The sequence below is a fragment of the Psychrobacter sp. I-STPA10 genome, from assembly GCF_021012795.1.
Lineage (GTDB): Bacteria > Pseudomonadota > Gammaproteobacteria > Pseudomonadales > Moraxellaceae > Psychrobacter.
Genome location: NZ_VFYU01000014.1, coordinates 117,004 through 142,408, shown reverse-complemented (window position 1 = coordinate 142,408; position 25,405 = coordinate 117,004). Strand labels below are relative to the sequence as shown.

Annotated in this window: 23 protein-coding genes; 17 read left to right on the top strand and 6 right to left on the bottom strand. The window is 39.1% G+C overall.

Features of this window, described 5'->3' with window-relative positions:
• The first annotated feature begins 18 nt into the window (after positions 1-18).
• Genes FHK89_RS06480 through galE form a run of 5 tightly spaced genes read left to right on the top strand, consistent with a single transcriptional unit; the run spans position 19 to position 6,567 of the window.
• The gene (locus FHK89_RS06480) at positions 19-1,419 is read left to right on the top strand and encodes a glycosyltransferase family 2 protein (protein ID WP_230658199.1); all 1,401 of its coding nucleotides are present in this window, start codon (positions 19-21) and stop codon (positions 1,417-1,419) included.
• Positions 1,420-1,445: 26 nt separating this feature from the next.
• Positions 1,446-2,315, top strand: coding sequence for a UTP--glucose-1-phosphate uridylyltransferase (locus FHK89_RS06475; RefSeq protein WP_230658196.1), 870 nt, complete (start codon positions 1,446-1,448; stop codon positions 2,313-2,315).
• 37 nt (positions 2,316-2,352) lie between these two features.
• Positions 2,353-4,077 (top strand): glucose-6-phosphate isomerase, encoded by a 1,725-nt coding sequence (pgi, locus tag FHK89_RS06470; RefSeq protein ID WP_230658193.1) that lies wholly within the window; start codon positions 2,353-2,355, stop codon positions 4,075-4,077.
• A 51-nt stretch (positions 4,078-4,128) separates the two neighbouring features.
• Positions 4,129-5,490, top strand: a complete 1,362-nt coding sequence (locus FHK89_RS06465; RefSeq protein ID WP_230658190.1) for a UDP-glucose/GDP-mannose dehydrogenase family protein — start codon at positions 4,129-4,131, stop codon at positions 5,488-5,490.
• Between the two features lie 27 nt (positions 5,491-5,517).
• Entirely contained in the window at positions 5,518-6,567 is a 1,050-nt protein-coding gene (gene galE, locus FHK89_RS06460) for a UDP-glucose 4-epimerase GalE (RefSeq protein WP_230658187.1), read from the top strand.
• Positions 6,568-6,643: 76 nt separating this feature from the next.
• Here the strand turns inward: galE and FHK89_RS06455 are convergent, their stop codons facing one another.
• Positions 6,644-8,113, bottom strand: a complete 1,470-nt coding sequence (locus FHK89_RS06455) for a phosphomannomutase CpsG (protein ID WP_268992933.1) — start codon at positions 8,111-8,113, stop codon at positions 6,644-6,646.
• 1,283 nt (positions 8,114-9,396) lie between these two features.
• Positions 9,397-10,635 (bottom strand): nucleotide sugar dehydrogenase, encoded by a 1,239-nt coding sequence (locus FHK89_RS06450; RefSeq protein WP_230658184.1) that lies wholly within the window; start codon positions 10,633-10,635, stop codon positions 9,397-9,399.
• A gap of 144 nt (positions 10,636-10,779) precedes the next feature.
• Between FHK89_RS06450 and FHK89_RS06445 the strand changes: the two genes are divergently transcribed.
• The 11 genes from FHK89_RS06445 (at position 10,780) to FHK89_RS06395 (ending at position 20,516) form a co-directional block, all read left to right on the top strand.
• Positions 10,780-11,430, top strand: coding sequence for an IS1595 family transposase (locus FHK89_RS06445; protein WP_230658179.1), 651 nt, complete (start codon positions 10,780-10,782; stop codon positions 11,428-11,430).
• Between the two features lie 65 nt (positions 11,431-11,495).
• Positions 11,496-12,398, top strand: coding sequence for a nucleoside triphosphate pyrophosphohydrolase (gene mazG, locus FHK89_RS06440; protein ID WP_268992932.1), 903 nt, complete (start codon positions 11,496-11,498; stop codon positions 12,396-12,398).
• Between the two features lie 59 nt (positions 12,399-12,457).
• Positions 12,458-12,895, top strand: coding sequence for a ComEA family DNA-binding protein (locus FHK89_RS06435; RefSeq protein ID WP_230658176.1), 438 nt, complete (start codon positions 12,458-12,460; stop codon positions 12,893-12,895).
• Positions 12,896-13,119: 224 nt separating this feature from the next.
• Positions 13,120-15,480, top strand: coding sequence for a polynucleotide adenylyltransferase PcnB (pcnB, locus tag FHK89_RS06430; RefSeq protein WP_230658174.1), 2,361 nt, complete (start codon positions 13,120-13,122; stop codon positions 15,478-15,480).
• A 3-nt stretch (positions 15,481-15,483) separates the two neighbouring features.
• Positions 15,484-16,029, top strand: coding sequence for a 2-amino-4-hydroxy-6-hydroxymethyldihydropteridine diphosphokinase (gene folK / locus FHK89_RS06425; RefSeq protein ID WP_230658167.1), 546 nt, complete (start codon positions 15,484-15,486; stop codon positions 16,027-16,029).
• Positions 16,030-16,244: 215 nt separating this feature from the next.
• Positions 16,245-17,045, top strand: a complete 801-nt coding sequence (gene panB, locus FHK89_RS06420; protein ID WP_230658165.1) for a 3-methyl-2-oxobutanoate hydroxymethyltransferase — start codon at positions 16,245-16,247, stop codon at positions 17,043-17,045.
• Between the two features lie 63 nt (positions 17,046-17,108).
• On the top strand, positions 17,109-17,246 hold the full coding sequence (locus FHK89_RS06415) for a hypothetical protein (RefSeq protein WP_230658162.1): 138 nt from the start codon (positions 17,109-17,111) through the stop codon (positions 17,244-17,246).
• Between the two features lie 41 nt (positions 17,247-17,287).
• Positions 17,288-18,181, top strand: a complete 894-nt coding sequence (panC, locus tag FHK89_RS06410; protein ID WP_230658159.1) for a pantoate--beta-alanine ligase — start codon at positions 17,288-17,290, stop codon at positions 18,179-18,181.
• Positions 18,182-18,551: 370 nt separating this feature from the next.
• Positions 18,552-19,466 carry an RNase adapter RapZ gene (rapZ, locus tag FHK89_RS06405; protein ID WP_230658156.1) on the top strand — a complete coding sequence of 305 codons (915 nt, stop codon included), beginning with the start codon at positions 18,552-18,554 and terminating at the stop codon, positions 19,464-19,466.
• A gap of 86 nt (positions 19,467-19,552) precedes the next feature.
• Positions 19,553-20,062 (top strand): ribosome biogenesis factor YjgA, encoded by a 510-nt coding sequence (gene yjgA, locus FHK89_RS06400; RefSeq protein WP_230658153.1) that lies wholly within the window; start codon positions 19,553-19,555, stop codon positions 20,060-20,062.
• Positions 20,063-20,102: 40 nt separating this feature from the next.
• Positions 20,103-20,516, top strand: coding sequence for a helix-turn-helix domain-containing protein (locus tag FHK89_RS06395; protein WP_230658150.1), 414 nt, complete (start codon positions 20,103-20,105; stop codon positions 20,514-20,516).
• A gap of 262 nt (positions 20,517-20,778) precedes the next feature.
• Here the strand turns inward: FHK89_RS06395 and FHK89_RS06390 are convergent, their stop codons facing one another.
• Positions 20,779-21,426: a hypothetical protein gene (locus tag FHK89_RS06390; RefSeq protein ID WP_230658147.1), complete on the bottom strand. Its 648-nt coding sequence runs from the start codon at positions 21,424-21,426 to the stop codon at positions 20,779-20,781.
• Positions 21,427-21,825: 399 nt separating this feature from the next.
• Between FHK89_RS06390 and FHK89_RS06385 the strand changes: the two genes are divergently transcribed.
• On the top strand, positions 21,826-23,589 hold the full coding sequence (locus FHK89_RS06385; protein WP_230658144.1) for an alkaline phosphatase D family protein: 1,764 nt from the start codon (positions 21,826-21,828) through the stop codon (positions 23,587-23,589).
• Positions 23,590-23,656: 67 nt separating this feature from the next.
• Here FHK89_RS06385 and cutA read toward each other — a convergent pair whose 3' ends face one another.
• From cutA to FHK89_RS06370, 3 genes are all read right to left on the bottom strand, one after another.
• On the bottom strand, positions 23,657-23,968 hold the full coding sequence (cutA, locus tag FHK89_RS06380; protein ID WP_230658141.1) for a Nif3-like dinuclear metal center hexameric protein: 312 nt from the start codon (positions 23,966-23,968) through the stop codon (positions 23,657-23,659).
• Positions 23,969-24,202: 234 nt separating this feature from the next.
• Positions 24,203-24,916, bottom strand: a complete 714-nt coding sequence (gene purC, locus FHK89_RS06375; protein ID WP_230658138.1) for a phosphoribosylaminoimidazolesuccinocarboxamide synthase — start codon at positions 24,914-24,916, stop codon at positions 24,203-24,205.
• Between the two features lie 82 nt (positions 24,917-24,998).
• Positions 24,999-25,295, bottom strand: coding sequence for a hypothetical protein (locus FHK89_RS06370; protein WP_230658136.1), 297 nt, complete (start codon positions 25,293-25,295; stop codon positions 24,999-25,001).
• Positions 25,296-25,405 lie beyond the last annotated feature (110 nt).

Here is a 25,405-nt window from a genome sequence, read left to right as displayed (position 1 = left end):
ACTCCTAGACAACAATGGATGGCAACTCGGCTAGGTCTATATCAAACAGTTCTAGATACTAATACTTTATTAAGAACGAAGCGTCAAATTGTTGTCAAGTTTATTGTGCAAGTTAAGAGAGATGCTCTATCTTTAAAAGAAGTAAAAATTAAGCTAGAAGAAATATTGTTTAGCAGAAAGTATACACAGTTTCATCATGAAATAGTTAGTGAGGTAGTTACTTATCAACCAGAAATAATACTAAATTGGTTAAATAGAGAGAAAAAATATTTAGAGAGCTCTTATTATATGGGCCTCTATTTTGCTTTACTGACACAATATCAATCATCAAAATTAGTTTCTATATTAAATATAAGGTTAATTACTAACTTTTCTATAGAAAAGGCAAATATCGATCAACTTTGTTTGATTAGTAATATTTTATATGTAAATCTATATGAAAAACTAGAGAATATAAATCATATGTTTTCTAAATTTTCTTTATCTAAGATAGGACTAGATAACCTCTCTTTAGGATTCCAAGTAAATAATTATACTTTAAATTTACAGAATATTAGCACTATAGATAGCCAAGCTTTAAATAAGGTTAGTATTATTGTAACTGCTTATAATGCAGAAGAAACTTTAAGAGGATGTATAGAAAGTTTACTATATCAGACTTGGAGTAATATAGAAGTTATTATTGTTAATGATTGTAGTACTGATATGACTTTAATGATTGCAAAACAGTTACAATCATTAGATAATCGAATAATTGTAGTAGACTTACCAAGAAATGTAGGTACTTTTGTTGCAAAAAGTATTGGAGCATTATATGTAACAGGTGAATTTGTAACTTGTCAAGATTCAGATGATTGGGCTCATCCTGAAAAGATATATGAGCAAATTTTTCCATTGATACAAAATCAGGATTTAGTTGCAACTACTTCTTATTGGTTAAGAATAGATAAACAAGGTGTTTATCATGCTAGACATATTTATCCTTTTTTTCGGCAAAATCCTGCTTCTCCAATGTTTCGTTTTAATACAGTTAAAAATGAAGTAGGGTTATGGCATATTATACGAACAGGAGCAGATAGTGAATTTATTGAGAGATTAAAGCTAATCTATGGTAAAAATAAGATCCAAATAATAAAAAAACCACTAACGATTGGTAGTCATCGCGAGAATTCTTTGATGACATCCGATAAATATGGAGCTTATAATAAGAATTCACTGTTAGAAAGATTAGATTATTGGGAAGCTTGGCGTAAATGGCATATAGAAAGTTTTAGACACTATAAACATGTTTTTATGCCAAATATAAAAAAGCAAGTGCAGCAAAAAAGAGATGTTTTTTCAGGTACTCCTGAAAACTTAAAAATAGATAAACAGGATGTAAAAATCAGTATATACAAGCACCAAGTATTTTATAAATAATTTAAGAGAGCTAAGAGTATTCAAATATGAATAATATCGCCCATGCCATTATTCCAGTCGCAGGCTTTGGTACTCGTATGTTACCACTATCAAAGTCTGTACCCAAAGAACTGTTACCCTTAGGCAATCGTCCTGCCATTCATTATGTTGTAGAAGAAGCAGTTACTGCAGGTATCAAACATATTGTTTTAGTTGGACATGCTCAAAAATCAGCCATTGAAAACTATTTTGATGTCAATGCTGAATTAGACACGCAATTACGAGCAAAAGGTAAAAATGAATTAGCAGATAGCCTAAATTGGTTACCTGATGATGTATCGGTATCTATGATACGTCAAGGTAAGCCTTTAGGTTTAGGGCATGCCGTATTATCTGCTCGTCCTATTATTGGTCATCATGACTTTGCTGTATTATTGCCTGATGTGGTACTAAATCCATTTACTACGGATATGGCTACAGATAACTTGGCATTTATGCTACGAGAGTTTGTTAACAATAGATATTCACAGATTTTGGTCAGTGAGGTAGCAGATAGTGATGTGCATAAATATGGTATTGCTAAGTTAAGCTCAAAAGATGATTTGCATAATATTGTATCTGATAGTAATCGTAGCTTTGCAGTATCAGGGTTTGTAGAAAAGCCTGCTTTGGCTGATGCCCCATCGAATCTAGCTGTAGTTGGACGCTATGTATTTAGTAATGAAATTTTTGATTTTTTAGCAAAAACACAACCTTCAGTTGGTGGTGAAATTCAGCTTACTGATGCTATTGACGCTTTGATTAGTGCTCAAGGTGTGCAGGTAACAACCATGAAGGGTAATAGTTTTGATGCTGGTGATATGACAAGTTATATGCAGGCATTTATCTATTTTGCTCAAAAGCAGTTAGCTGGCTAAGAACAAAAACAGGAACAAAACTAAATTAAGGTAAATGATGACCCAGCCTCAATCCATTAGCCATCAAACATTATTAAGCTGGCAGAAATTAGAGCAATTAGCCAAGAAAGATTGGTCTTTGGTCGATTTATTTGCTGAGGGTGTCGATCAAACTGTAGCTAATAAGCAAATACAAAGTAGGGCAGAGAGGTTTTGTGTTCAAAGCCAAGGTATCTACTTTGATTATGCCAAACAGTGCATTGATGATGAGGTTCATCAAGTATTATTAAATTTGGCTGAGGAATGTAATCTTAAAGACCGTATTGAGGCATTGTTACAAGGTCATAAAGTTAATATTAGTGAAGATCGTTCGGCACTACACACGGCTTTGCGGTTGCCAAAGTCGGCAAGTCTATCTGTTGACGGGCAAGATGTGGTACAAGCTGTACATAATAGTTTGGATCGTGCTGAGCAGATAGTAAATCGTATCCGTGAGAAGTTATGGCGTGGGTATTCGGGTAAGGCTATTACCGATGTAATTAATATCGGTGTGGGGGGCTCAGATTTAGGGCCTTTAATGGCAACCACAGCACTTGATAGCTGGGCGGATACAGATATACAGGTACATTTTGTCTCTAATATGGATGGCAAGCAGTTGGGTAGCTTGCTTGATAAGCTTAATCCTGAAACTTCATTATTTATTATTTCGTCAAAATCCTTTGGTACGGTAGATACCTTATCCAATGCTCAAACAGCATTAACTTGGTTACTTAAAACAGGGGCAAGTCGTCAGTCTATTTTGCGTCGCCACTTCATTGGTATCTCTGCTAATTTGCCAAAGATGAGTGAGTGGGGTATTTATCCTGATAATCAGTTAGCATTATGGCAATGGGTGGGTGGTCGATTCTCGATGTGGTCAGCGATTAGTTTGGCAGTGGCTATTAGAATTGGTATGGCAGGATTTCGCCAGATGTTAGCGGGAGCAAATGCGATGGATGAGCATTTTGCAACGGCTAATTTTGCACAAAACTTACCAGTTATGTTGGGTTTGATTGGGGTATGGAACAGCACTTTTTTAAACATTCATGCTCATACAGTCTTACCTTATGATGGTCGTTTACGTTATTTTCCCAGTTATTTGACTCAATTGGAGATGGAAAGTAATGGTAAGTCAGTGACCCTACATGGTGAACAAGTCACTTATAGTACCTCACCTGTATTATGGGGTGAGATTGGCTCAAATGCTCAACATGCTTTTTATCAGTTATTGCATCAAGGAACACAGCGGGTTTCTTGTGATTTTATAGCTTGTGTAGAGGATGATAAGTTAATGGAGTTGGCTAAAGGTGATGAGTTACAGTATCAACATAATTTATCATTGGCGAACTGTTTGGCACAAAGTCGTGTGCTAGCATTTGGTAATCAGGCTGTGGCTAAAAAACCAACTTCAAAGTCAGAAGATCAAGCCGTATCAGATTTAGATAAATTTAAACGCTATCGTGGTAATCAACCCTCAACGACTATTTTATTGGATAGTTTGAGCCCTAGAAGTTTGGGAACACTTATTGCCTTATATGAGCATAAAGTCTATGTTATGGCAAGTATTTGGAATATTAACCCATTTGACCAATGGGGTGTAGAAATGGGTAAAAAAATGGCAGATAGTGTATATAGTGAGCTAGTAAATAATAAGATATCTATTAACCAGTCTTGCCAGTTATTTGATGTATCAACGGATGCTCTTTTAGCACATATTAAGCAGATTACTGCTATTAGAAAATAAGACAGTATTGATAACTCAATATTCATTTTAAGTTTTGTGGATATATATACTATGTCAATAGATCCTTCGCAAGTAAATACTATTGGTGATAACTTACAACAACCTGTTTGTGTACTTCTAGGGCACTCTATTGATTGTATAACCACAGCGGTGGTGTTAGCCAGTACAGGTCAAACAGTTTATTTATATACGGATACTGATGTATTAGATAATACTTTATCTGCCTATGCCTTTGAACATCAAGTACAAGCTTTTTGGAAATTGTATATACAACAAGGGTGTATTGTTGTTTGGCAAATACCTGAACAAGTGCAGACATGGCTTGTGGGTCTTGAAAAAAATCTGCAACCAAATTTATATAAATTAAATCTATTATGGTTATTTACACCTGAGCTACCAGAAAGCTGGCAAGATAATTGGTCTGAGGTATTTAATCAGCATGGTATTCAGCTTAATCATGGACAAACACCACTGATATTAAGTGGTATTGAATCAATTGGTGCATTTGCAGAGCTTGCCAAACAGTTAACACAAGCTTGGGTTTATTATATACCTTTTGTATTTTTGCAAGATGGACAAGCATTTGCATCCATGCTCAATGCTGAACTATGGCTACTGGGTGAAAAAATACCAAATTCTACCTATAAGTTAACAGCTCTACATCCGTTAATTAATGGGGCAAAAAATAGCCATATTAGCAATATTTTAACCATTGAGTTTGCTCGTAATAGTATTATGAGTATGTTAGCGACTCGGGTGAGCTTCATGAATGAGTGTTCTCGATTGGCGGATAAAAAAGGCGTAGATATTACCGAAGTGGCAACTATCATGGGGCTAGACAAACGTATTGGTAAAAGCTATCTCAAGGCAGGGTGGGGATTTGGTGGTAAAACCTTGCCTGCTGAGATGCAGGCGTTAGAGCAAACCCTTGAGCCATTACAAGGTAGTAACCGCTTAATGCAAGCTGTTAATATTATCAATGAAGATCAAAAAGAGTTGATATTTCGTAAGTTTTGGCAATATTTTGATGGTTTGATTGAAAATAAAACAGTGAGTATTTGGGGGGCTAGCTATAAAGCAGGATCAGGTAGTATTAAAGGATCAGCCATTCATCCATTACTAAAACTATTATGGTCTTATAATATCACTACTCAAGTTTATGCTGAATATGCTCAAGCTGAGTTAGCTCAAATATATGCAAAGCAGCCATTATTGACCCTAATTAATAAGCCAGAGCAGTTACTTGAGCAATCACAAGCCATTATTGTAATGTCATGGTCAAAAGATAAACATATTAATGTGAGTGTTATTAATGAATTAGCCTTACCCGTTTTTGATGCACAAAATATATTCTCTTCTAGTCAAATAGGAGCTTTAGTAGGAGATTATATAGGCATTGGACGGTATCAATAGACAGCGTAAATCTCAAGGAAATATCTAATGGGAACAGCATCAAAAAAAATTTTAGTAACAGGTGGTGTGGGTTATATCGGTAGCCATACTTGTATTGAATTAATCGCATCAGGCTATGATATTGTTGTCTATGATAACTTATCAAATAGTAATATTGAGGCTATAAAAAGAGTTGAGCAAATCACTGATAAAGAGATTGAATTTGTACAAGGTGATTTATTAGATGAGACATTATTAACACAAATTTTTAGTCAACATCAATTCTTTGCAGTGGTACATTTTGCAGGGTTAAAGGCAGTGGGGGAGTCGGTTGCCCAGCCATTAAAATATTATAAAAATAATGTTGCTGGTACAGTGAATTTATTAGAAGTTATGCAACACCACCAAGTATTTAACTTTGTCTTTTCCTCATCGGCAACGGTTTATGGCGATCCTGAACAACTACCCATTACCGAAACGGCACCACGTAGCACTACCAATCCTTATGGACGTACTAAACTCATTATTGAATATATGCTTGAGGATTTATGTGCCTCTGATCCACGCTGGCAAGTAGTGAGTTTACGTTATTTTAACCCTGTAGGGGCTCATGATTCAGGAAAAATTGGTGAAGATCCTAATGGTATTCCTAATAATTTAATGCCTTATATCAGTCAAGTAGCAGTGGGTAAGCTCGAAAAATTACGTATTTTTGGTAATGATTATCCAACAGTTGATGGCACTGGGGTACGAGATTTTATTCATGTAGTGGACTTGGCAAAGGGACATATTTCGGCGATTGATTACTTAGTAAAAAATTCTACTGATAAAAAAGAAAGTATTGGCTTTTTTGCAGTCAATCTTGGTACAGGCTCAGGTACGTCAGTATTACAACTGGTGAATGCCTTTACTGAGGCAACCGGACAAATCGTAAATTATGAATTTTCTCCAAGACGGGCAGGGGATGTGGCAAGCTGTTATGCACAGGTGGATCTGGCAGAGCAAAACCTAAATTGGCAAGCCCATTTAGATATATATGATATGTGTAAAGATACTTGGCATTGGCAGAGTCAAAACCCAAATGGATATGAAAAATGATAGTTAATTAGTCATTAATAAGAAATCCCCTTTATATGCAATAAAGGGGATTTTTGTTTTAAATATAGCTCAAATTCTAAGCCAAAACGGCCCCTTGTCCCTCAAGCCATTCTTGAATTTCAGCGATTTTATCAGCTAATAATGCTTCATCACCTTTGGTTTCAATATTTAAGCGTATTAGTGGCTCAGTATTGGAGGCTCGTAAATTAAACCGCCATTCACCAAAATCTAAACTTAGCCCATCAAGGGTGGAAACGTTAGGGCTGGCATGTTGGTATTGATGAGCAATTTTTTCAATCACTTCATCGGCTTGTACATCAGTTAAACGAAAATTCATCTCACCAGAACTTGGATAAGCCAAAATACGTTCATTAACCAATTCAGATAACTTTTTGCCTGTGTTAGATAACAATTCAATGGTCAATAACCAAGGTATCATGCCACTATCACAATAGAAAAAGTCTTTAAAGTAATGGTGAGCTGACATCTCACCGCCATACACTGCCTCAGAGCGACGCATCACTTGTTTAATAAATGAATGCCCTGATTTACTTAATACCGCTTGTCCTGCAAACTCATCAATAATCGCCTCAGTGTTATAAATCACACGTGGGTCATAGACAATGCTGGCTTGTGAGTGCTTTTGTAAAAAGGCTTGTGCCAACATACCAACGATATAACTGCCCTCAATAAATGCCCCTGTTTCATCAAACAAAAAACAACGGTCAAAATCGCCATCAAAGGCAATACCCATATCAGCTTGATGAGCCAAAATAGCTTCAGTAGTGGCTGTACGATTTGCCACAATCATGGGGTTAGGGATACCATTGGGAAAACTGCCATCAGGCTCATGGTGAACCTTGATAATCTCAATGGGAGCATTGGCTTGCTTAAAGCGAGCTTCAATCTCATCAATCACAGGACCTGCACTGCCATTGCCTGAATTAATGACCAGTTTTAATGGCCTATCTGGAGCAAAGGTTAAGTTATCAAGGTCAATAAAACTCATTAAATGGTCGATATAAGCGGTTTTGTTTGATTTCAGTAATAACTGACCCTTTTGAGCTGTCTCTTCAAAGTCACCACTTTCAGCAAGGGCTTGGATGTCTGCCAATCCAGTATCAGCACTGATGGGCTTGGAATTTTCTCGTACCAGTTTTAGCCCATTGTAATTAATGGGATTATGACTGGCAGTCACTTCAATTCCCCCCATTGCTTGGTAATGACTAGTAGCAAAATACACTTCTTCTGTACCTGTCATACCTAAGTCTATGACATCTAAACCTGCGTCAATAATGCCTTCGATGGTGGCTTTTTTTAATGACTCACTTGAATCACGAATATCACAGCCAATAATGATAGTATGGTTAAGGTTATCCATTTCATTACTATTAGAGCTTTTACGTTGCTGGCGTAAAATCTGGGCAAAAGCTCGTCCGATACGATAAGCGATGGCATCATCAAGATTGACTCCAAGTTCACCTCGAATGTCGTAGGCTTTAAAGGAAGTGATGTTTTTAAATTTTTGAGGATTTGTAATATTCAAGATTCCAACTCCTTTTTCAGTATACATAGTGTCTATAGAATATTTAATATTTAGGCTATCTAACTTATTTGACCATTGTTGCATTATGTTTTGTTCATCTTCTCTGTAATAATCATCAAGAAAAATATAGACTTCATTATTTTGAATAATATCATAGGATAGAAGAGTATTTAATGCAGGTAGTCTTGCATATTTATTTGTTGTTCCAGGGGGACCATCTACAAGCACTAATACCCGTTTCATCCTAATATTAAAATCTCTAAGTATATTTGTTCTACTATAGTATCTATAGCCTCGTTCAATCGTTTCTAAAGGACTTAATATTAAATGAACATTTGATGGATTGAAATCTAGTAGTTTAGTAGTTGTTTTTTTATAGTATTCTGTATTATGTTCAAAAGAAATAATTTTTGTTTTTGGAGAGAATCTTTTGCTTATTTGACATAGTAGTATAGTGGATATACCACTCCCAAATTCAATAATATAATCATAAGAGTGAGATTTGACCATATTTACTAGCAGACGAGCAGAGTCTGGGCTTAAAGCCCAACCATATAATTCAAGTAATTTAGTTTCAGGATTAATTTCTTTGTGTAATGCAATAAAGTCTCGAATTTGTTGAGTTGAGTTTTGTAATGTATGAGACTGCATGTAGTCAATAATATCTAAAATATACTGAAAAGATTCACTGGCTTTGATATTTTTATTTATAATATAACTTAGATTGCTTTTTTGATTAAGGATAATATAGATTATAGATAGTTGGACTAGAGCATAATAACTAATATTATGGTTAGGGGGGGTTTCAATAATTTTTTTAAACTGTGTTTCAGATTCTTTATATTTGGATAGTTTTTTATAAAAAATACCTAACCACCAGTATGACTGCCACATATCAGGAAATTTACTTTGAAGTTCTAATGCATATTTAATAGCAATTTTCCATTTTTTTTGATTTTGAGCAACTTGAACCAGTCCTTCTAAGCCATGAGGTTTTATTGAGAAATCATGGTTTAATTGGCTAAAAATTTTATGGGCATCTCCTAGTTTATTCTGAAATTTTAGTGAATGCCCTAAATGAAATAATACATCAAACCATTGACTATCATCTAATTTAATATCTTTTCTTTCTTTTGTATCATAGAGGGTTTGACACAATTCAACTGTCTTTTGATAGTTTTTAGTTTTATAAAATGTCTTTGCTTCTTCAATAGTTTTATTAATGTCTAATGGTTGGTTTTCTATACTCATTATGCATCCTTAAATTTAATTGCTTTTATATTTTAACCAAACCCAAACACATCTCTACTATAGACATTATCGGCTACATTTTGCAATTCATCATGCCAGCGATTGGCAACAATTAGGTCATGATTGTGTTTAAAGTCTGCAAGGTCATGGATAACAGCACAGCCTTGAAATTGTGTGTCATTTAATGAGGGTTCATAGATGGTGATATCTAGCCCATGTTGTTGTAGTAGGGTAATGATATCAAGAATCGCTGAATCACGGTAGTTATCAGCATCTTTTTTCATGCTGAGGCGATAAACTCCAATACGAGAAGGATTTTTATTAAGAATTTGGCGGGCAATAAAACGTTTACGGGTGTTATTGGCATCAACGATGGCATGAATTAGGTTGGCAGGAATGCCCGTATAGTTGGCTTTAAGTTGTTGTGTGTCTTTAGGAAGGCAGTATCCCCCATAACCAAAAGAAGGGTTGTTATAATGTGTGTCAATACGAGGGTCAAGCCCAACACCTGTGATAATGGCGTGACTGTCTAAGTTCTGTTTTTCAGCAAAGCTATCTAACTCATTAAAAAATGCAATACGAGTTGCCAGATAGCTGTTAGCAAATAGCTTGACAGCTTCGGCTTCAGTGGGTGGCATGATTAATGTGGTCACTGGATTTTCATTGGTATGGCTTTTGCTGGCAAGCTGATACAATGACATCAGTGAATCAGCAAAATTTGCTAATTTATTAGTGACCCCAGTGATGATACGAGAGGGATATAAGTTATCATAAAGGGCTTGTCCTTCTCGTAAAAACTCGGGCATAAATAAGATATTATCGTCAAATTTTTGATGCATGGTGACTGTAAAACCAATGGGAACGGTTGATTTGATGATAATGGGTACACTGGCATTTTGTTCACGAATGGTCTGAATACTAGCTTCAACCGATGAGGTATCAAATTTACCTGTTGCCACATCATAATTAGTGGGGGTGGCGATAATAATTAAGTCACAATCTTGATATAAGTCAGCTATATGATAAGTGGCGGTTAAGTTTAATGTTTTATTTGCCAAAAAGTCACAAATCTCAGCATCTTGTAAAGGCGATTGTTTCTGTTGTAATTGTTTGATTTTGTCATTATCAATATCAAAGAGAGTGACTTGCGTATCTAAATGAGGTTGTGCCAATAAAATGGCATTAGATAAGCCCACATAGCCTGCACCAACGACAACGATACGAGTTAAGTTAGTGTGTGAGTTATTTGATAATAGGTTGTTTGCTAGCATAGTCTTTTATTTCGCTATTTTAATGGTTTGGCTTTGACTATACCTCGCTTTAATGACAAGAAAATAACAAGCCATACTACTCTTTTAGGTGATATAAATAATAAGGGGCTGTCCTAGATAAGAAAAATTATTTAGGATAGCAATATGAGGAAGAGTAAACTAAGTTGGTATAAACAAAGCAGACTGATTGAATTATTTGTTGCAGGCTCTACAGCAAGAACAGCAGCAAGTCTAGTTGGAGTTAATAAAACCACAGCCAGCTATTACTTTCATAGACTACGACTGCTAATTTATGAGAACTGCCAAGAACCTGGTCTATTCGAAGGGGAAATCGAAGTAGACGAATCATACTTTGGCGGAACTCGTAAAGGCAAACGAGGACGAGGTGCTGGTAGTAAAGTACCCGTCTTTGGTCTATTAAAGCGTAATGGCAAGGTTTATGCCTGTATTATACCGAATGCTAAAGCAGATACATTAATCCCAATTATCAGAGAAAAAGTAGTACCTGATAGCATTGTCTACACTGACTCATTTAAAAGCTATAATGCATTAGATGTTAGTGAATTTACTCATTATCGTATTAACCACTCAAAAACCTTTGTTAATGATAAGAATCATATAAACGGTATAGAGAACTTCTGGAACCAAGCAAAGCGTCATTTACGTAAATTTAACGGTGTTCCAAAAGAGCATTTTCATCTATATTTAAAGGAGTGTGAGTGGCGTTTTAATCACAGTGACCCAAAGCAACAATTATTGCAGTTAAAACAATGGGTTAAACAGGATTTGTGCTAGTTATCTAGGACAGCCCCAATAATAAATAGGTTAAAATTTAGTTTGATGAAGAATAGGTCAAAATAATGAAAAATAATGATGAGTCTGTAGCAAATAGCACCCACGCTCAATCCTCTAAAGTTCAGCCCCCTAAGCCTGTGATTGGCACTCCAACCCCAACAGCACAACTGGCAGATTTATTAGCACTAATGGCACGACTGCGAGCAGAATGTCCGTGGGATATCAAGCAGACCAATCACAGCTTGATACCTTATGCCATTGAAGAAGCTTATGAGCTTGCTGAGGCGATACAAGCCGATGATGGGGTAGATGATGAGGACATCAAAGGTGAGCTGGGTGATGTGTTGCTACAGGTAGTTTTTCATTGTCAGCTATATGCCGAGCAAGGTCGTTTTGATATGGGTGATGTGATTGCGACCTTACAAGAAAAGCTTATCCGCCGACATCCACATGTATTTGAAGCGGATAAATTAGCGGATGATGAGGCAGTCAAAAAACGTTGGGATGAGATTAAAGCTGAGGAAAATCTCGAGCGAGAAAAACGTGGTAAGCCTAAGCGTCGTTTAGACCGTGTTAAGGCAGGTAGTGCCTTAATGCAAGCACAAGCGATCCAAAAACAAGCGGGTAAATTAGGTTTTGATTGGGAAGGTATTGCTGGTGCTGTGGATAAGCTTGATGAAGAGATTGCTGAGTTAAAAGAGATTTTGCCACAGGATAAAGAGGCATTAACCGATGAGCAACGCCATGAGCTAGAAAAAGAGTTGGGTGATTGTGTCTTTGGGTTGGTAAATGTGGCTCGTAAATTGGGGCTGGATGCGGAGTCAGCCACTCTGACCTGCGTGCATAAGTTTAAATCTCGTTTTGCTTATATTGAGGATAAGCTTGCCGAGCAGGGAAAAACACCAGAAGACAGTAGCCTAGAAGAGATGGATAGGCTATGGGAAGAGGCAAAACAGCATGAGTCTTAAATAATAGATGGAATGGTCATCTGTTGCAGGGTAATACCTAAGGATAAGGGTTAAGAGTAATGAGCCGATTAGGGAGGAAAAATATAGAGGAGAACAAGCCATTATGGCACTCTACCTTGACAGCCATTGTTTTTTTAGCTTTATCTTCTACTGATATAGTTGCGCTGATTAACCATTCTTATGCTGAGGTGATGATTACGGATAAATCGACGCAGTGTTTTAGTGATGCCAATCAGGCTTATGCGTATTTATTGGCACAACAAGCACAGCAGCAATATGAGCAACAAGCAGCGCGTGACAGTGTATTGGTTAATATCAACACGGCAACGGAAGGTGAGTTGACGGCTTTAGATGGTATTGGTAGTAGCAAGGCGCAGGCAATTATTGTATATCGAGAGGCGTTTGGGAAGTTTGCCAGTGTCGATGAATTGACTCGGGTGAAAGGGATTGGTGAGAAGACGCTAGAGAAGAATCGGCAGCGGTTAACGGTGCAATAAGAAGTTATGCTGCTTTTACTTTCTTTATAAGCCATTTACTATGATTTATGGTTGATTTTATGGCTATTTTGCCTATTTTTTCACCATGCTGATGAGTCATGGTAGATAGTGTGTGCCGAAATGGACAAAAATTTGTTACACTAGCGTTTAATGATGCCTAAAAATGTGCGAGCCTTGATACTAAGGTTGGTGTGTTGTGGTTTTTTTTCGACAGGAGTGTGTGCATGGCAGAGCGTTCAGCCAAGCAGTTGGGGTTAAGTAAAGCGGATTTGCCCAATTCGATTATTGAGGTGATTGCGACGTTAACAAAAAGTGGCTTTGATGCGTATATTGTCGGTGGTGGTGTGCGTGATACGTTACTGGGTCTGAGTCCTAAGGATTTTGATGCGGTGACTGATGCCAGACCTCATGAGATTAAAGATTTGTTTGGTAAGCGTTGTCGTATTATTGGTCGTCGTTTTCAGTTAGCGCATGTGTACTCAGGTCGAGATATGATTGAGGTGGCGACGTTTCGTGCACCACCAAAAAATGAGGAGCACACCACCACTGAGGGTATGATTACTCGCGATAATGTGTGGGGTGATATCAAGCAAGATTTTGCAAGACGTGATTTTTCGATTAATGCGATGTATTATCAGCCGCTCAAAGGTGTGGTGCATGATTTTTGTAATGCATTAGATGATATCAAAAATAAGACACTGCGCTTGCTAGGTCATGCGCCTTTGCGTATTGAGGAAGACCCTGTACGCTTGCTGCGGGCATTGCGCTTTAAAGCAAAGCTGGGTTTTGATTTTGATAAGGCGTTATCCGAGCAGTTTCATGACGATAATTGGATGCTGCTTGACCAAGTATCACCGCATCGACTATATGATGAGTCACAAAAGATGTTTACGGGTGGCTATTTGGTGCCATTGTTGCCGTTACTGTTTGATTATGGGGCAATTAAGCATTTGATTATTTATCCACCCAAAGCACCAACTGCATTGGTGTCACAGGTAGCGATTAATACCGATAGGCGCATTGCTCAAGGTAAAAGTATCAATCCTGCTTTCTTTTATGCTGCTTTACTGTGGGACAATTATCTGTATCAGTTAGATAAGTTTAAAAAACGCAATATGCCGTTTGTGGAAGCGCAGCAGCAAGCAGCGAGTAAGGTAATTGACCGTCAGCGTATCAAGACGGCAATTCCTAAATTTGCTGAGCAGTTTATTCGTGATATTTGGCTGATGCAGCCCAAACTTGCCAATCCTCGGGTGAAGCAGATTGCACAGCTTGCGGAGCATCCAAGATTTCGTGCAGCGTTTGACTTTTTACTATTGCGTGAACAATGCGATGATGCGGCGAATCCATTGTCTGAGTCAACCAATGGTATGGGTGAGTGGTGGCAGCATTATCAGACATTATCAGATAAACAAAAAATGCAAGCCATTGATGCCTTTGCTGGTGACAGTCGCCGTGGGACTAGTAAACGCAGCCGTGGACGCAATCGCAACAAGGCAGATATACAAGATACGCATACACACAATGACAATGATGAGCATTTAGATAATCAGCAGGTGGCAGAAGCTGGTCACGCTGGGCAAGACGCTAAGCGTGGACAAGATGAGTTTCAAGCGAAACCACCTAAACAGCCCGAGCAAAAAACACAACCTGTCGCATCAAGCAGACAATCTGCCCAATCTACCCAATCGGCGAAGACGATGAGCCGTCCACAGCGAGCACATTATGCCAAAGAGCGGGCGCAGTTACAGCAATTATCCTTAGATAATCAGTTGGCAGGAGATGCTGATAATTCTGCTAATCAGCCACAGCCATTATTTACCATCAATGCACAGAAACTCGCTAAACAAGTGCCAAATGCTGAAGCAGCGGATACGGCTGTCACTCAGGCTGTGATTAAAGATAGCCAAGTGGTGAATGTGGAAGCAGATGATGCTAACAGTCGTGATAATTCTCAACCAAAGCAGCCAGCTTCTAAACAAGCAGCGGCAGCAAAAGTGACTCAGGATAAATCATCTGACAGTTCATCTAGTCGTTCATTTGCTAAGGAATTGACGACAGCTAAAACACAAGCTGTACCAGCAAAACGTCGTCGTCGTATGCCCAGTAGTGAGCAGTCGGTCAATGAGCGAGAACAAGGCTTAAATACGGTTAGTGAGCAACGCCATACACAGCAGGCAAGTACGGTATCAACTACAGAAACTAAAGAAGAGTTGTCTCAAGCACAAACACACGCTAAAAATAACACTCAGCAAAGTCAGGCTGATGATGGTAATCACAATAGCAAAGCTGCTGACTTAAATAGCCATAAAAATGCTGAGCCTGTACCTCGTAAACGCCGCCGTAAAGCTGAGCCAAGTCAGCAGCAGAAGCAGGTAACAGAAGCGACACCTAAGCAAGTATCAAAAAAAGATGCTGCTGCTACAACCACTGTGCAAACGACTAACACGCAAGTACCTCAGGCGTCCGTATCAGGTGAACGTGTACCAGCAGTGCGTCGTCGCCGCCAGCCTAGCTCAACCTTATCTATTGCTGAGCGTGAAGTGATAGAGCAACAGATTGAGCAGCAGGTTTTGGGGGCATAGCCAGTGACACAAGCAGCAACGCAGCCACATGCTAATACAGATAGCGATTGGCATCTGTGTTATCTAGGTTTAGGCAGCAACCTTGCCAATGAGCTTGGCACACCCAGCGAGCATATCAAGCAAGCGGTGACGCAGCTACAAATGCACGCACAGATAAAAAATGTGCGTCTGTCATCGTTGTATGCTTCCAAACCTATGGGGCCGCAAGACCAGCCTGATTTTATCAATACCGTGGTAGAGCTACAAACCACCCTAGAGCCTTTACAACTGTTGGCTGTTTGTCAGCAACTAGAGCAAAATGCACAGCGGCAGCGTTTGCGTCACTGGGGTGAGCGCAGTTTGGACGTAGACATCTTGCTGTATGCCAATCAAACGATTCAATTACCCACTTTGACAGTACCACATGCAGGCATCAAAGCGCGTAATTTTGTGCTTGTACCACTGGCTGAGCTCAACCCATATGCCCTAATAGATGGCATTGCGGTTACAAAATACCCCTTAACTCATGAACAGTCAGGATTGAATAAACTGACTGAACCACCCACATAAACCTTAGCAAGCGACCTTATGGTGGCTGTTCATTGTTGTTTTATTGCATTGTTGCATTGTTGCATTTTATTATTGTATGTCAGCAGTCATAACCAGTGACAACCAGCCCATAACGAGCTAGGCTAACCTACATTCATCATTCAGCTTAATCAATCATAACTCTTTATAACCCCTTATGACGGTGTTTGCACCCACCATAACGTACGGATAAGCCCATGATTACACTCACCACCCTCAACAAATACAAAAAAGAAGGTAGAAAATTTAGCTGCCTGACTTGTTATGACGCCATGTTTGCCAAAATGATGCAAAATGCCGAAATTGACACCATCTTAATTGGTGACAGTCTTGGTATGGTGGTACAAGGTCATGACTCAACTCTGCCAGTAAGCGTCGCTGACATGGCGTATCACACCGCCAATGTCGCTCGCAGTAACAAACATGCCCTGATTCTTGCTGACCTACCGTTTATGAGTTATAGCACCTTAAATGATGCCATCGCCAATGCCCGTACCCTGATGCAGGCAGGCGCACATGTCATCAAAATTGAAGGCGGTGCAGAGCTTATAGGCATCATCTCAACCCTAGCACAAGCAGGCACACCCACTTGCGTGCATCTCGGACTGACCCCACAATCGGTTAACGTCTTTGGTGGCTACAGAGTCCAAGGCAAAAGCGATGAAGCTGCCGAAAAACTACTTAACGATGCCAAAGCCGTTGTCGCCGCAGGCGCAAGTTTACTGGTGCTAGAGTGTGTGCCCGCACCGCTTGCCAAAGCCGTTACCGAAGCCGTTGACGTACCCGTTATTGGCATTGGAGCAGGCGCAGATACCGATGGGCAAGTACTCGTCATGCACGACATGCTTGGTGTCACTCATGGGCGTGTTGCCCGTTTTGTGCACGACTTTTTGAGCGATGAGCGCAATCAATCTCGCAGTGTCGAAGGCGCATTTGCCTTATTTCATCAAAGTGTCATTGAAGGTAGCTATCCACAACAGCAACACCAATTTAACTAATAACTGGTTTTAATAAGTAGCCAATCCTGCCGACCGCTTGTATCTGCCCAGCTAGGCGGGGCAGTGACACGGTTTGGGGCGTTCCATCTAAACGAGCGACCACCTCAAAACCTAGCCACTGCAACCCGCCCAGCCGAGCAGGATACCGCTCACGTCAGGGCTAAACAGCCTTATTTGAGTCACGTTCATCGACCTATTTAGCAGTACAAACAAGCACATCATTAAGAATAAGAGACACCATCATGACCACCACCATTACCACCATTGCATCACTTAGAGACACCCTAAAACCGCACCGAGGCACCCAACGTATCGCCCTAGTACCGACCATGGGTAACCTACACGACGGACACCTATCCTTAGTTAAACTGGCAAAGCAACACGCTGATATCGTTGTGGTCAGCATTTTTGTCAATCCGACTCAGTTTGGCGTAGGCGAAGACTTAGACAGTTATCCCCGTACCCTTGACGCTGATACCCAAAAGCTTGCCAGCGTGGGTGTTGACTATATCTTTGCTCCCAGTGTCGATGACATGTATCCCGTATTACCCCCACCGACACAAGTGCTGGCAGGTGAGATTAGCAGTCAACTTTGTGGACAGACACGCCCCACTCACTTTGATGGGGTTGGCTTGGTGGTCAGTAAATTATTTAATATTGTCCAACCGAATGTTGCTGTGTTTGGGCAAAAAGACTATCAACAGCTTGCCATCATTCGTCAACTGGTGCGAGACTTAAGTTATGATATTGAGATTATTGCCGCACCCATTGTACGTGCTGATGATGGTTTGGCATTATCCTCACGTAATCAATATTTAAGTGCAGATGAGCGCAAAATCGCCCCTGTTTTGCATCAGTACGTGTCACAATTAGCAGATAAACTTACGCAAGCTGAGCATATCAATGAGGCATCAGCAACAGACCTTAGTATTTTGCAAAGCTTAATTGATGACAGTATCACTCAGATTAATGACGCAGGATTTAAAGTTGATTATCTTGAAGTCAGAAGGCAAGACTTACAAAACATCAGCAATACCAAGCAAGATACAGCATTGGTCATAGTAACTGCCGCTTGGCTTGGCAAAGCGCGCTTACTTGATAACCAACAAGTGATAGTTAAAATACCGATGTCATAGTAGGGTCTGTTGAACTTTCACCCCGTTAGGCTAATATCTACAAGGGATATGGCTACTTTTTACTTTCATGTAAAAATTGGCTAAATTTGCCTTATTCTGCGTTAATGAACTGGTTAATATCCCGATATTACCTGCGTTCATTGCCTTGACTAAGACAAATTTATTTCAATTTTTCCTATGAAGATGAATGTTCAACAGACCCTAAGAATCTGTATATAAATATCGACAGTAGGTTATATTTACTGTATATACTGTACTGTATTTATTTATTAGATTATTTATGATAGACAAGTTAAGCAGGTAAACTTATTAACTAATAATTAATTAGCCAACTAATAATGATAACAAAATGATAAACAGGAACTTTATTATGAATAGCAGTCATACTGAGCCATCTTCTATGAGTGTATTAATCGTCTCTGGTCGCTCAGGTTCAGGCAAAACCTCAGTGCTGAATATACTAGAAGACTTTGGTTACTATTCTATTGATAATTTACCATTATCGTTGATACCTGATGCAGCAGCGAAGCTCATCAAAGAAAGTGGTATTTATAAAGTCGCATTGGGTGTTGATGTACGCACACCAAAATCAGACTTATCAAACTTTGCCCAAATCGAAGATGAATTGGTTGCCACTTATGGTGCTGATGCCATTAATATATTGTATGTGACAGCACAAGAAGCGGTATTGGTTGCTCGTTATGATGCCACACGTCGGGTACATCCATTGATGGCACAAGCAGATAGCCAAGTACATAATTTGCCCAATGCCATCAAAAAAGAAGTGGAGTTACTAGAGCCTATTGCCAGTCGAGCAACAACAAAAATTGATACCAGCCAGCTTAATATTCATCAGCTTAAAGAGTGTGTGCGTGAGCAGATAGGGGTGGATAATAAGGTAACGGTGAACTTGTTATCATTTGGCTTTAAATATGGTATTCCGATTGATGCTGACTTTGTCTTTGATGTACGTATACTGCCCAATCCTCACTGGAAGCCTGAGATACGAGTAAAGACAGGTCTTGACCAAGAGGTGGCTGACTTTTTTGGCGATTATCCTGAAGTGGCAGAGATGCAAGCTGATATTGGCAAGTTTTTGCAGCGTTGGTTGCCTGACTTTTTGCACAATAATCGGCATACGGTGACGGTTGCCATTGGTTGCACAGGTGGCAAGCATCGTTCAGTGTTTATTACCCAAGCGGTGGCAGATAAACTGCAAGATAAATTGCCTAAAGCAATGAAGGTGGTGGTTAAGCATCGTGAAAGAGCCCGTTGGTTAGCTTAACCACTATAATCACTATAGAATAATCGTTCATTTGATTGTTAAAGATTGATGATTGATTACTTATAAAAAATTATTTGAGAAGTTATATGATTGATTGGTCAGAACATGACATGCGAGTGTCACGCACCGAGCTTAAAAAATCACACGAGCGTTTACAGCAGCTTGCCGAGCCGTTGGCAGCCTTATCCAAAAAACAAATGAAAAAACTGCCTGCCAGTGAGTATTTTTTAGATGAATTAACGGCTTTGGCTGATATCAGCAGTGCCAATGCCCGTAATCGGCAGATTAAGCGTGTGGGCAAGTTGATTAGTGAAGAAAATCGTCATGATTTGGTTGATACCCTGTTTCAAATTCGTTTTAGCCCTGAACAAGCAGCAAAAATTGAAGCTTGGTATACCCGTCTGAATATCAATGATGAGTCTACGTTGAAGCAGTTTGTAAAGCAATTTTCGGCATCTGAGCGCAATAGTGTCTATCAGTTATTGTTATGGATAGAGTATGCCAAACACATGAATGATGACGAGTTATTGGCTGAATCTGAAACCGACTTATTAAGCTATATCAAGGAAGTGGCGATATTGTCGAATTTGGGGTAAAGTAGTTTTAGCTAAAACTATTAAATAAAGAGGAATAATAATGAAAGTAACTGAAAAAATTCGTATGATGAGAGCAATGAATGATTGGACACAAGAAGATATGGCAGAAAAACTACATATGTCTCTTAATAGTTATGCAAAACTTGAACGTGGAGAAAGTAAGCTATATCTGGAAAAACTAGAAAAAATTAGCGAAGTATTTGGTGTTGATTTGCCTGATTTATTATCATTAAATAAACAAGGTTTAATTTGGTTAATTAATGGGGATAGTAGTAGCCATAGTATTAATTATTATGGAGCATCAGAACAAACTACTGTAGAAATAGAAAAAATGAAGCTTACTATACAACATAAAAATGAACTGCTTTCCCAAAAAGACCGCATGCTAAAAAGGCAAGAACAGCAAATAGATAGACTAAATGAAATTATCAAATCTCTACAGGAAAAATTATAAAGTCATATTATACAATATATGGAGTTTTATCAAAAAATTAATCAATAAAAAAAGATTAAGAAGAAAAATTAACAAAACTCATAAATAAGCTGAGACTGATTATAAGTTTTTCCATCTTTTGTGGTAAATAATAATAAACTAACTAAATGCACCCAAAATAATAGCACCAATTGCAGGTATTAAAAATAAAATTAAAAATAGTAAAAAAATCAATCCAAAAAATTTGCTGATATTCATGTTTATTTCCTTAATTTAATAAATACTATGTTGAAATACGATAATTGGGATTGGTTTGCACCCAACCTGTATCACGGTTAATAGATGTATCACCATCACCATCGACCCAAATTACTCGACCATCTGCCAATACTCGCTCATGGGGAGAGACTTCATGGATATTTGTATTCTCTACTTGTATGTAGTCGGTATCGGTTGTATCATCTACTGCTAATACATTGCTATCTATAGCATCAACCCCATCAATAATATCTATTACACCAACAGCTAATACTGATACAGCAGCAACTTTTGCTAACCCTGCTACTCCTATTTTTGCAGTTTCATAGTCGCCATGACTAAGTGCATCTACAGTGGTTATGCCTTGATCAACAATGGTAGTGGCTGATTGTCCCACTTGACTACCAAAAGTCTTGATGGTGTTGCCTAGATTATTAAGTCCTTGATTGGTTTGTTGTTCATTCTTGTCAATACAGCCAATACCAACATCAGCAATACCATCTGCTAATTCACCTAATAGTGTGCCTGTATGCGTCATCGATTTTTCAACACCTGTACCAACTTCTTGTACAAATTTACTGTCAAGAATTTCGCCAGCACCTTTTATTGTGCCACCAAGTACTGCACCTGTGACTTCACCTAGACCTTTACCTAAATCTTTTAGAAAAGACATCTCAATTCCTTATTACTTATAATATTTATATCATTCATATTAGCAATTTTATAAAAGTTCTCATAACTATATTTAAGGTGGTTAAGACACTAAATAAGAGGGGAAAACCATCAAATTAGGTGTTAGAGTTTAAAATTGTCATAGTGCCGTCATACTTTTTTTGAATAATGCTTGTATTTTAATTACTAAGTAGAGAAGATGCCAGCCATGAGCCAGTAAAATGATAGCAAGAATAGTCAAGTTGACCAAATTTGCAACACGGATACCTCTCCCACCAGCAATTCCTCTAGCAAACAGTCAAACACAAATAGTGGGCACACAGCGCATGCCATATGCCCCATACATAATGTTATTGCTGATACAGCGGCTAAAATAAATAGCCCTGCTGGGCAATCATCTGTGCCTTTCAATCGTCGCCGTTTTATCAAAGGTGTGGGTGGAGCAGCCGTAACAGGGCTTAGTTTGGGTATGGTGGGCTGTCATCATGATAATAAACACTCGACGCAATCTATAACATCAGACAATGTGGTTAGCTTTGAACATGGGATTGCCAGTGGCGACCCATTGGCAGATAAAGTGATATTGTGGACACGAGTCACACCAGTTATTAAGGCGTCTGAGGCTAAGCCCTCTGAAATCAAAGTACAGTGGCAAATTGCTGAAGATGCCAAGATGTCAAAAGTGGTCAATCAAGGTAGTGTCACTACCACTGCGCGTCAAGATTATACGGTAAAAGTCGATGCTGATGGGCTTAAACCTGCAACGACTTATTACTATCGCTTTTCGGTGGGCGATACACAAAGCCGTATAGGACGTACTAAAACCTTGCCTGTTACAAACGTCGAGCAGGTAAAGCTAGCCGTATTTAGCTGTGCCAATTATCCTGCGGGCTATTTTCATGTCTATGCTGATGCTGCACGTCGTGATGACATCGATGTTTGTGTGCATTTGGGTGATTATATTTATGAGTATGGTCGTAACACCGTTAACCAAAGTGGTGAGAAAGTACCTGCCTATGCCTCAACAAATGCTTCTAAGCTAAAGCGAGAAGTAATGCCAGAGACAGAAATCGTCAGTATTCAAGACTATCGTTTGCGTCATGCGCAATATAAAACTGACCCAGATTTGCAAGCCTTACATGAGCGTATCCCGATGATTGCGGTTTGGGACGACCATGAACTAAGCAATGATACTTTTAAAGATGGCGCAGAAAATCATCAGCCAGATGTCGAGGGGAAGTGGGATACGCGTAAGCTAGCTGCGGTGACAGCGTATCATGAGTGGCTACCAACTCGTAACCAAGTACCCAGTGAAATTTATCGTCGCTTTGACTTTGGTTCGCTGCTAAGCTTGTATATGCTTGATACTCGGGTGGTGGGGCGTGATAAACAGCTTGATTATCAAAAATATGTCACTATCGATGTAAACACAGGGGCGATGGGTTTAGATGCTGCCAAATTTACTCAAGCCATCTATGATAAAAATCGCCATCTGTTAGGTTTAAAACAGACCAATTGGCTGGTTGAACAGTTACGCAATTCCAATGCAACTTGGCAGCTACTCGGGCAGCAAATACTGATGGCACGTATGTTAATGCCAGCTCCAGTGATACTCAATATTGTTAACCCAAAGGCGGGTATTGATTTGGCGACGTATCTAAGTATTGCACAAAAGGCACAGATAAACCCTGCCCAGTTAAGTGCAACCGAGCAAGCGATTTTGGCACAGCCGTCTATTCCTTATAATCTAGATGCGTGGGATGGTTATGCGGCGGCACGTGAGTTAGTACTTAATGCGGCTAAGAGCCTTAATAAAAATTTGGTGGTACTCTCAGGGGATACGCATAACGCATGGGCAAGCAACTTGACCACAAAAGATGGAGAGAGTGTGGGGGTTGAGTTTGCCACCAGCTCAGTATCCTCACCAGGATTTGAAGAATATCTGCCCAATGCCAATCCACAACAACTGCAAATGGCATTAATACAGCTTGTCAAAGACTTGCAGTATTGTGATACTCATCAACGTGGTTATATGCTGATTACGGTAACAGCAGAGCAGTGTCAATCAGACTGGATATTTGTCAGTGACATTCTAAAACCAACGTATAGCAGTGAAGTTGGAAAAACTCTTTATAGTAAAGTGGGCGCAAACGCTATTAGTTAGTAATTAAGAGAGCAAATACTCTATTGTTGATTGTTTGGTTTATCGTCTGTGCGTTACGTTATTATTGTTAAATATCAATTATTTGTATCACATCATAAGCAGGCGTTTCATAAGGGTGCGCCTGCTTTAATGCGTCTATCACAGCATGAATCTTATCGTTTGCCACCACCATCTCGACTCGCCACTCTGTCACCTGTTCTATTTTATCTTGTTGTCCAATATGTGGGTTGCTACCTGATAATGGCTTAAATTGTCCTGTGCCTTGCACCTGCCAACAGCAGTGAGAATAATTGCCAATTGTGCCTGCTCCTGCAATAAATAGGGCAGTTTTTACACCTTCTAAATGGCTATCGGGAATAAATACGGTGAGTTTATACATGGTATTTGCTCCTATGTTGAGGCTTATCTACAGCTTTATAGTCAACGAACTTGATAACTGTTACGGTGTTAGGCTCGTTTGCTGTATAACCATACTATCTACACTTGCCTGCCTTGTACCAGTTTATAATTTCGCTGACTATGGCTTATTGGATATTGTAAAAATAAAAAGCTGAACATAACCTTGTTATATTCAGCTTGGTGTTATTATTTGTAGGCGAATGGCTTGTTTTTATTATGCTAATGGAACACCAATACGACGAGCCACTTCTTCATAAGATTCAATCACATCACCCAAGCTTTGGCGGAAGCGGTCTTTATCAAGTTTTTTCTTGGTTTCTTTGTCCCAAATACGGCAACCATCTGGCGAGAACTCATCACCTAGAACAATGCGGTCTTGAAATACACCAAACTCAAGCTTAAAGTCGACCAGCATTAGGCCACCTTCATCAAATAACCCTTTAAGCACATCATTAACTTTAAAGGTAATCTCACGCATGGTATCAAGCTGCTCCTGCGTTGCCCAACCAAGCGAGATAGATAAGGACTCATTGACCATTGGGTCGCCCAAGCCATCATCTTTATAAAATAATTCAAAGGTAGGCGGAGTGAGTGGCATACCTTCCTCTAAGCCTAGACGGCGTACCAGGCTACCAGCGGCAAAGTTACGCACCACACACTCTACGGGTATCATTGTCAAGCGTTTGACCAATACTTCATCATCAGATAACTGACGTTCAAAGTGGGTCTCGATGCCTGCTTCGGCAAGTTTTTGCATAATAAAGGCATTGAAGCGGTTATTGACTTGACCTTTGCGACCAAGCTGCTCAACACGTTCACCATTAAAGGCAGAAGTATCATCACGAAAATGTAAGATAAGATAATCTGGCTCATCAGTTTCGTAAACGGTTTTGGCTTTGCCTTTATATAATAATTGTTGTTTTTGCATGACTGTTGTCCTGTCATTTAATAATTTAACATTGTAATGGTAGTACTACTACCTTTGGATAGGAAATTAAGAATTTAGGAAATTAAGAATTTTGGGGTGAGACTGCCATACGACGTGGCGGTGGCAGTTGGTAGCGTTTGCCTTCTTCGTCCTGAATTTTCAAGGTATTTTTACCAACATTTGGTGTCGGATATAAAGGGATAAAAGGGGCAGTTTGTTGGTTTGCAGGTAATTTTATTGGTTCTAATTGTTTGGCTTGGGTATAATTCAAGCTACCATTATCAATTTTATTTGTCCAACCTTTGACGGTTTGACAGCCTGCTAGGCTAAGTCCAGCGATGATACTGAGACTTAACCAACGTATTGCACGTATATTCATGGTGTTATCCTTTCATAAGCCTATGTCTTATGATAATTTATGTTATGAGCTAGGCAGAAGTCTATAATAGGTTTACTAGGCGACTAAACGATTGTATTTAACTTAAAACT

What these genes read in the sequence shown, in the direction of transcription:
- yjgA (WP_230658153.1), top strand. Translation starts at nt 19,553, where the DNA reads ATGATTGATTGGTCAGAACATGACATGCGAGTGTCACGCACCGAGCTT.
- galE (WP_230658187.1), top strand. Translation starts at nt 5,518, where the DNA reads ATGGGAACAGCATCAAAAAAAATTTTAGTAACAGGTGGTGTGGGTTAT.
- FHK89_RS06450 (WP_230658184.1), bottom strand. Translation starts at nt 10,635, where the DNA reads ATGCTAGCAAACAACCTATTATCAAATAACTCACACACTAACTTAACT.
- mazG (WP_268992932.1), top strand. Translation starts at nt 11,496, where the DNA reads ATGAAAAATAATGATGAGTCTGTAGCAAATAGCACCCACGCTCAATCC.
- purC (WP_230658138.1), bottom strand. Translation starts at nt 24,916, where the DNA reads ATGCAAAAACAACAATTATTATATAAAGGCAAAGCCAAAACCGTTTAC.
- FHK89_RS06475 (WP_230658196.1), top strand. Translation starts at nt 1,446, where the DNA reads ATGAATAATATCGCCCATGCCATTATTCCAGTCGCAGGCTTTGGTACT.
- FHK89_RS06370 (WP_230658136.1), bottom strand. Translation starts at nt 25,295, where the DNA reads ATGAATATACGTGCAATACGTTGGTTAAGTCTCAGTATCATCGCTGGA.
- panB (WP_230658165.1), top strand. Translation starts at nt 16,245, where the DNA reads ATGATTACACTCACCACCCTCAACAAATACAAAAAAGAAGGTAGAAAA.
- FHK89_RS06395 (WP_230658150.1), top strand. Translation starts at nt 20,103, where the DNA reads ATGAAAGTAACTGAAAAAATTCGTATGATGAGAGCAATGAATGATTGG.
- panC (WP_230658159.1), top strand. Translation starts at nt 17,288, where the DNA reads ATGACCACCACCATTACCACCATTGCATCACTTAGAGACACCCTAAAA.
- FHK89_RS06390 (WP_230658147.1), bottom strand. Translation starts at nt 21,426, where the DNA reads ATGTCTTTTCTAAAAGATTTAGGTAAAGGTCTAGGTGAAGTCACAGGT.
- FHK89_RS06445 (WP_230658179.1), top strand. Translation starts at nt 10,780, where the DNA reads ATGAGGAAGAGTAAACTAAGTTGGTATAAACAAAGCAGACTGATTGAA.
- pgi (WP_230658193.1), top strand. Translation starts at nt 2,353, where the DNA reads ATGACCCAGCCTCAATCCATTAGCCATCAAACATTATTAAGCTGGCAG.
- FHK89_RS06435 (WP_230658176.1), top strand. Translation starts at nt 12,458, where the DNA reads ATGAGCCGATTAGGGAGGAAAAATATAGAGGAGAACAAGCCATTATGG.
- pcnB (WP_230658174.1), top strand. Translation starts at nt 13,120, where the DNA reads ATGGCAGAGCGTTCAGCCAAGCAGTTGGGGTTAAGTAAAGCGGATTTG.
- cutA (WP_230658141.1), bottom strand. Translation starts at nt 23,968, where the DNA reads ATGTATAAACTCACCGTATTTATTCCCGATAGCCATTTAGAAGGTGTA.
- FHK89_RS06465 (WP_230658190.1), top strand. Translation starts at nt 4,129, where the DNA reads ATGTCAATAGATCCTTCGCAAGTAAATACTATTGGTGATAACTTACAA.
- rapZ (WP_230658156.1), top strand. Translation starts at nt 18,552, where the DNA reads ATGAATAGCAGTCATACTGAGCCATCTTCTATGAGTGTATTAATCGTC.
- FHK89_RS06480 (WP_230658199.1), top strand. Translation starts at nt 19, where the DNA reads ATGGCAACTCGGCTAGGTCTATATCAAACAGTTCTAGATACTAATACT.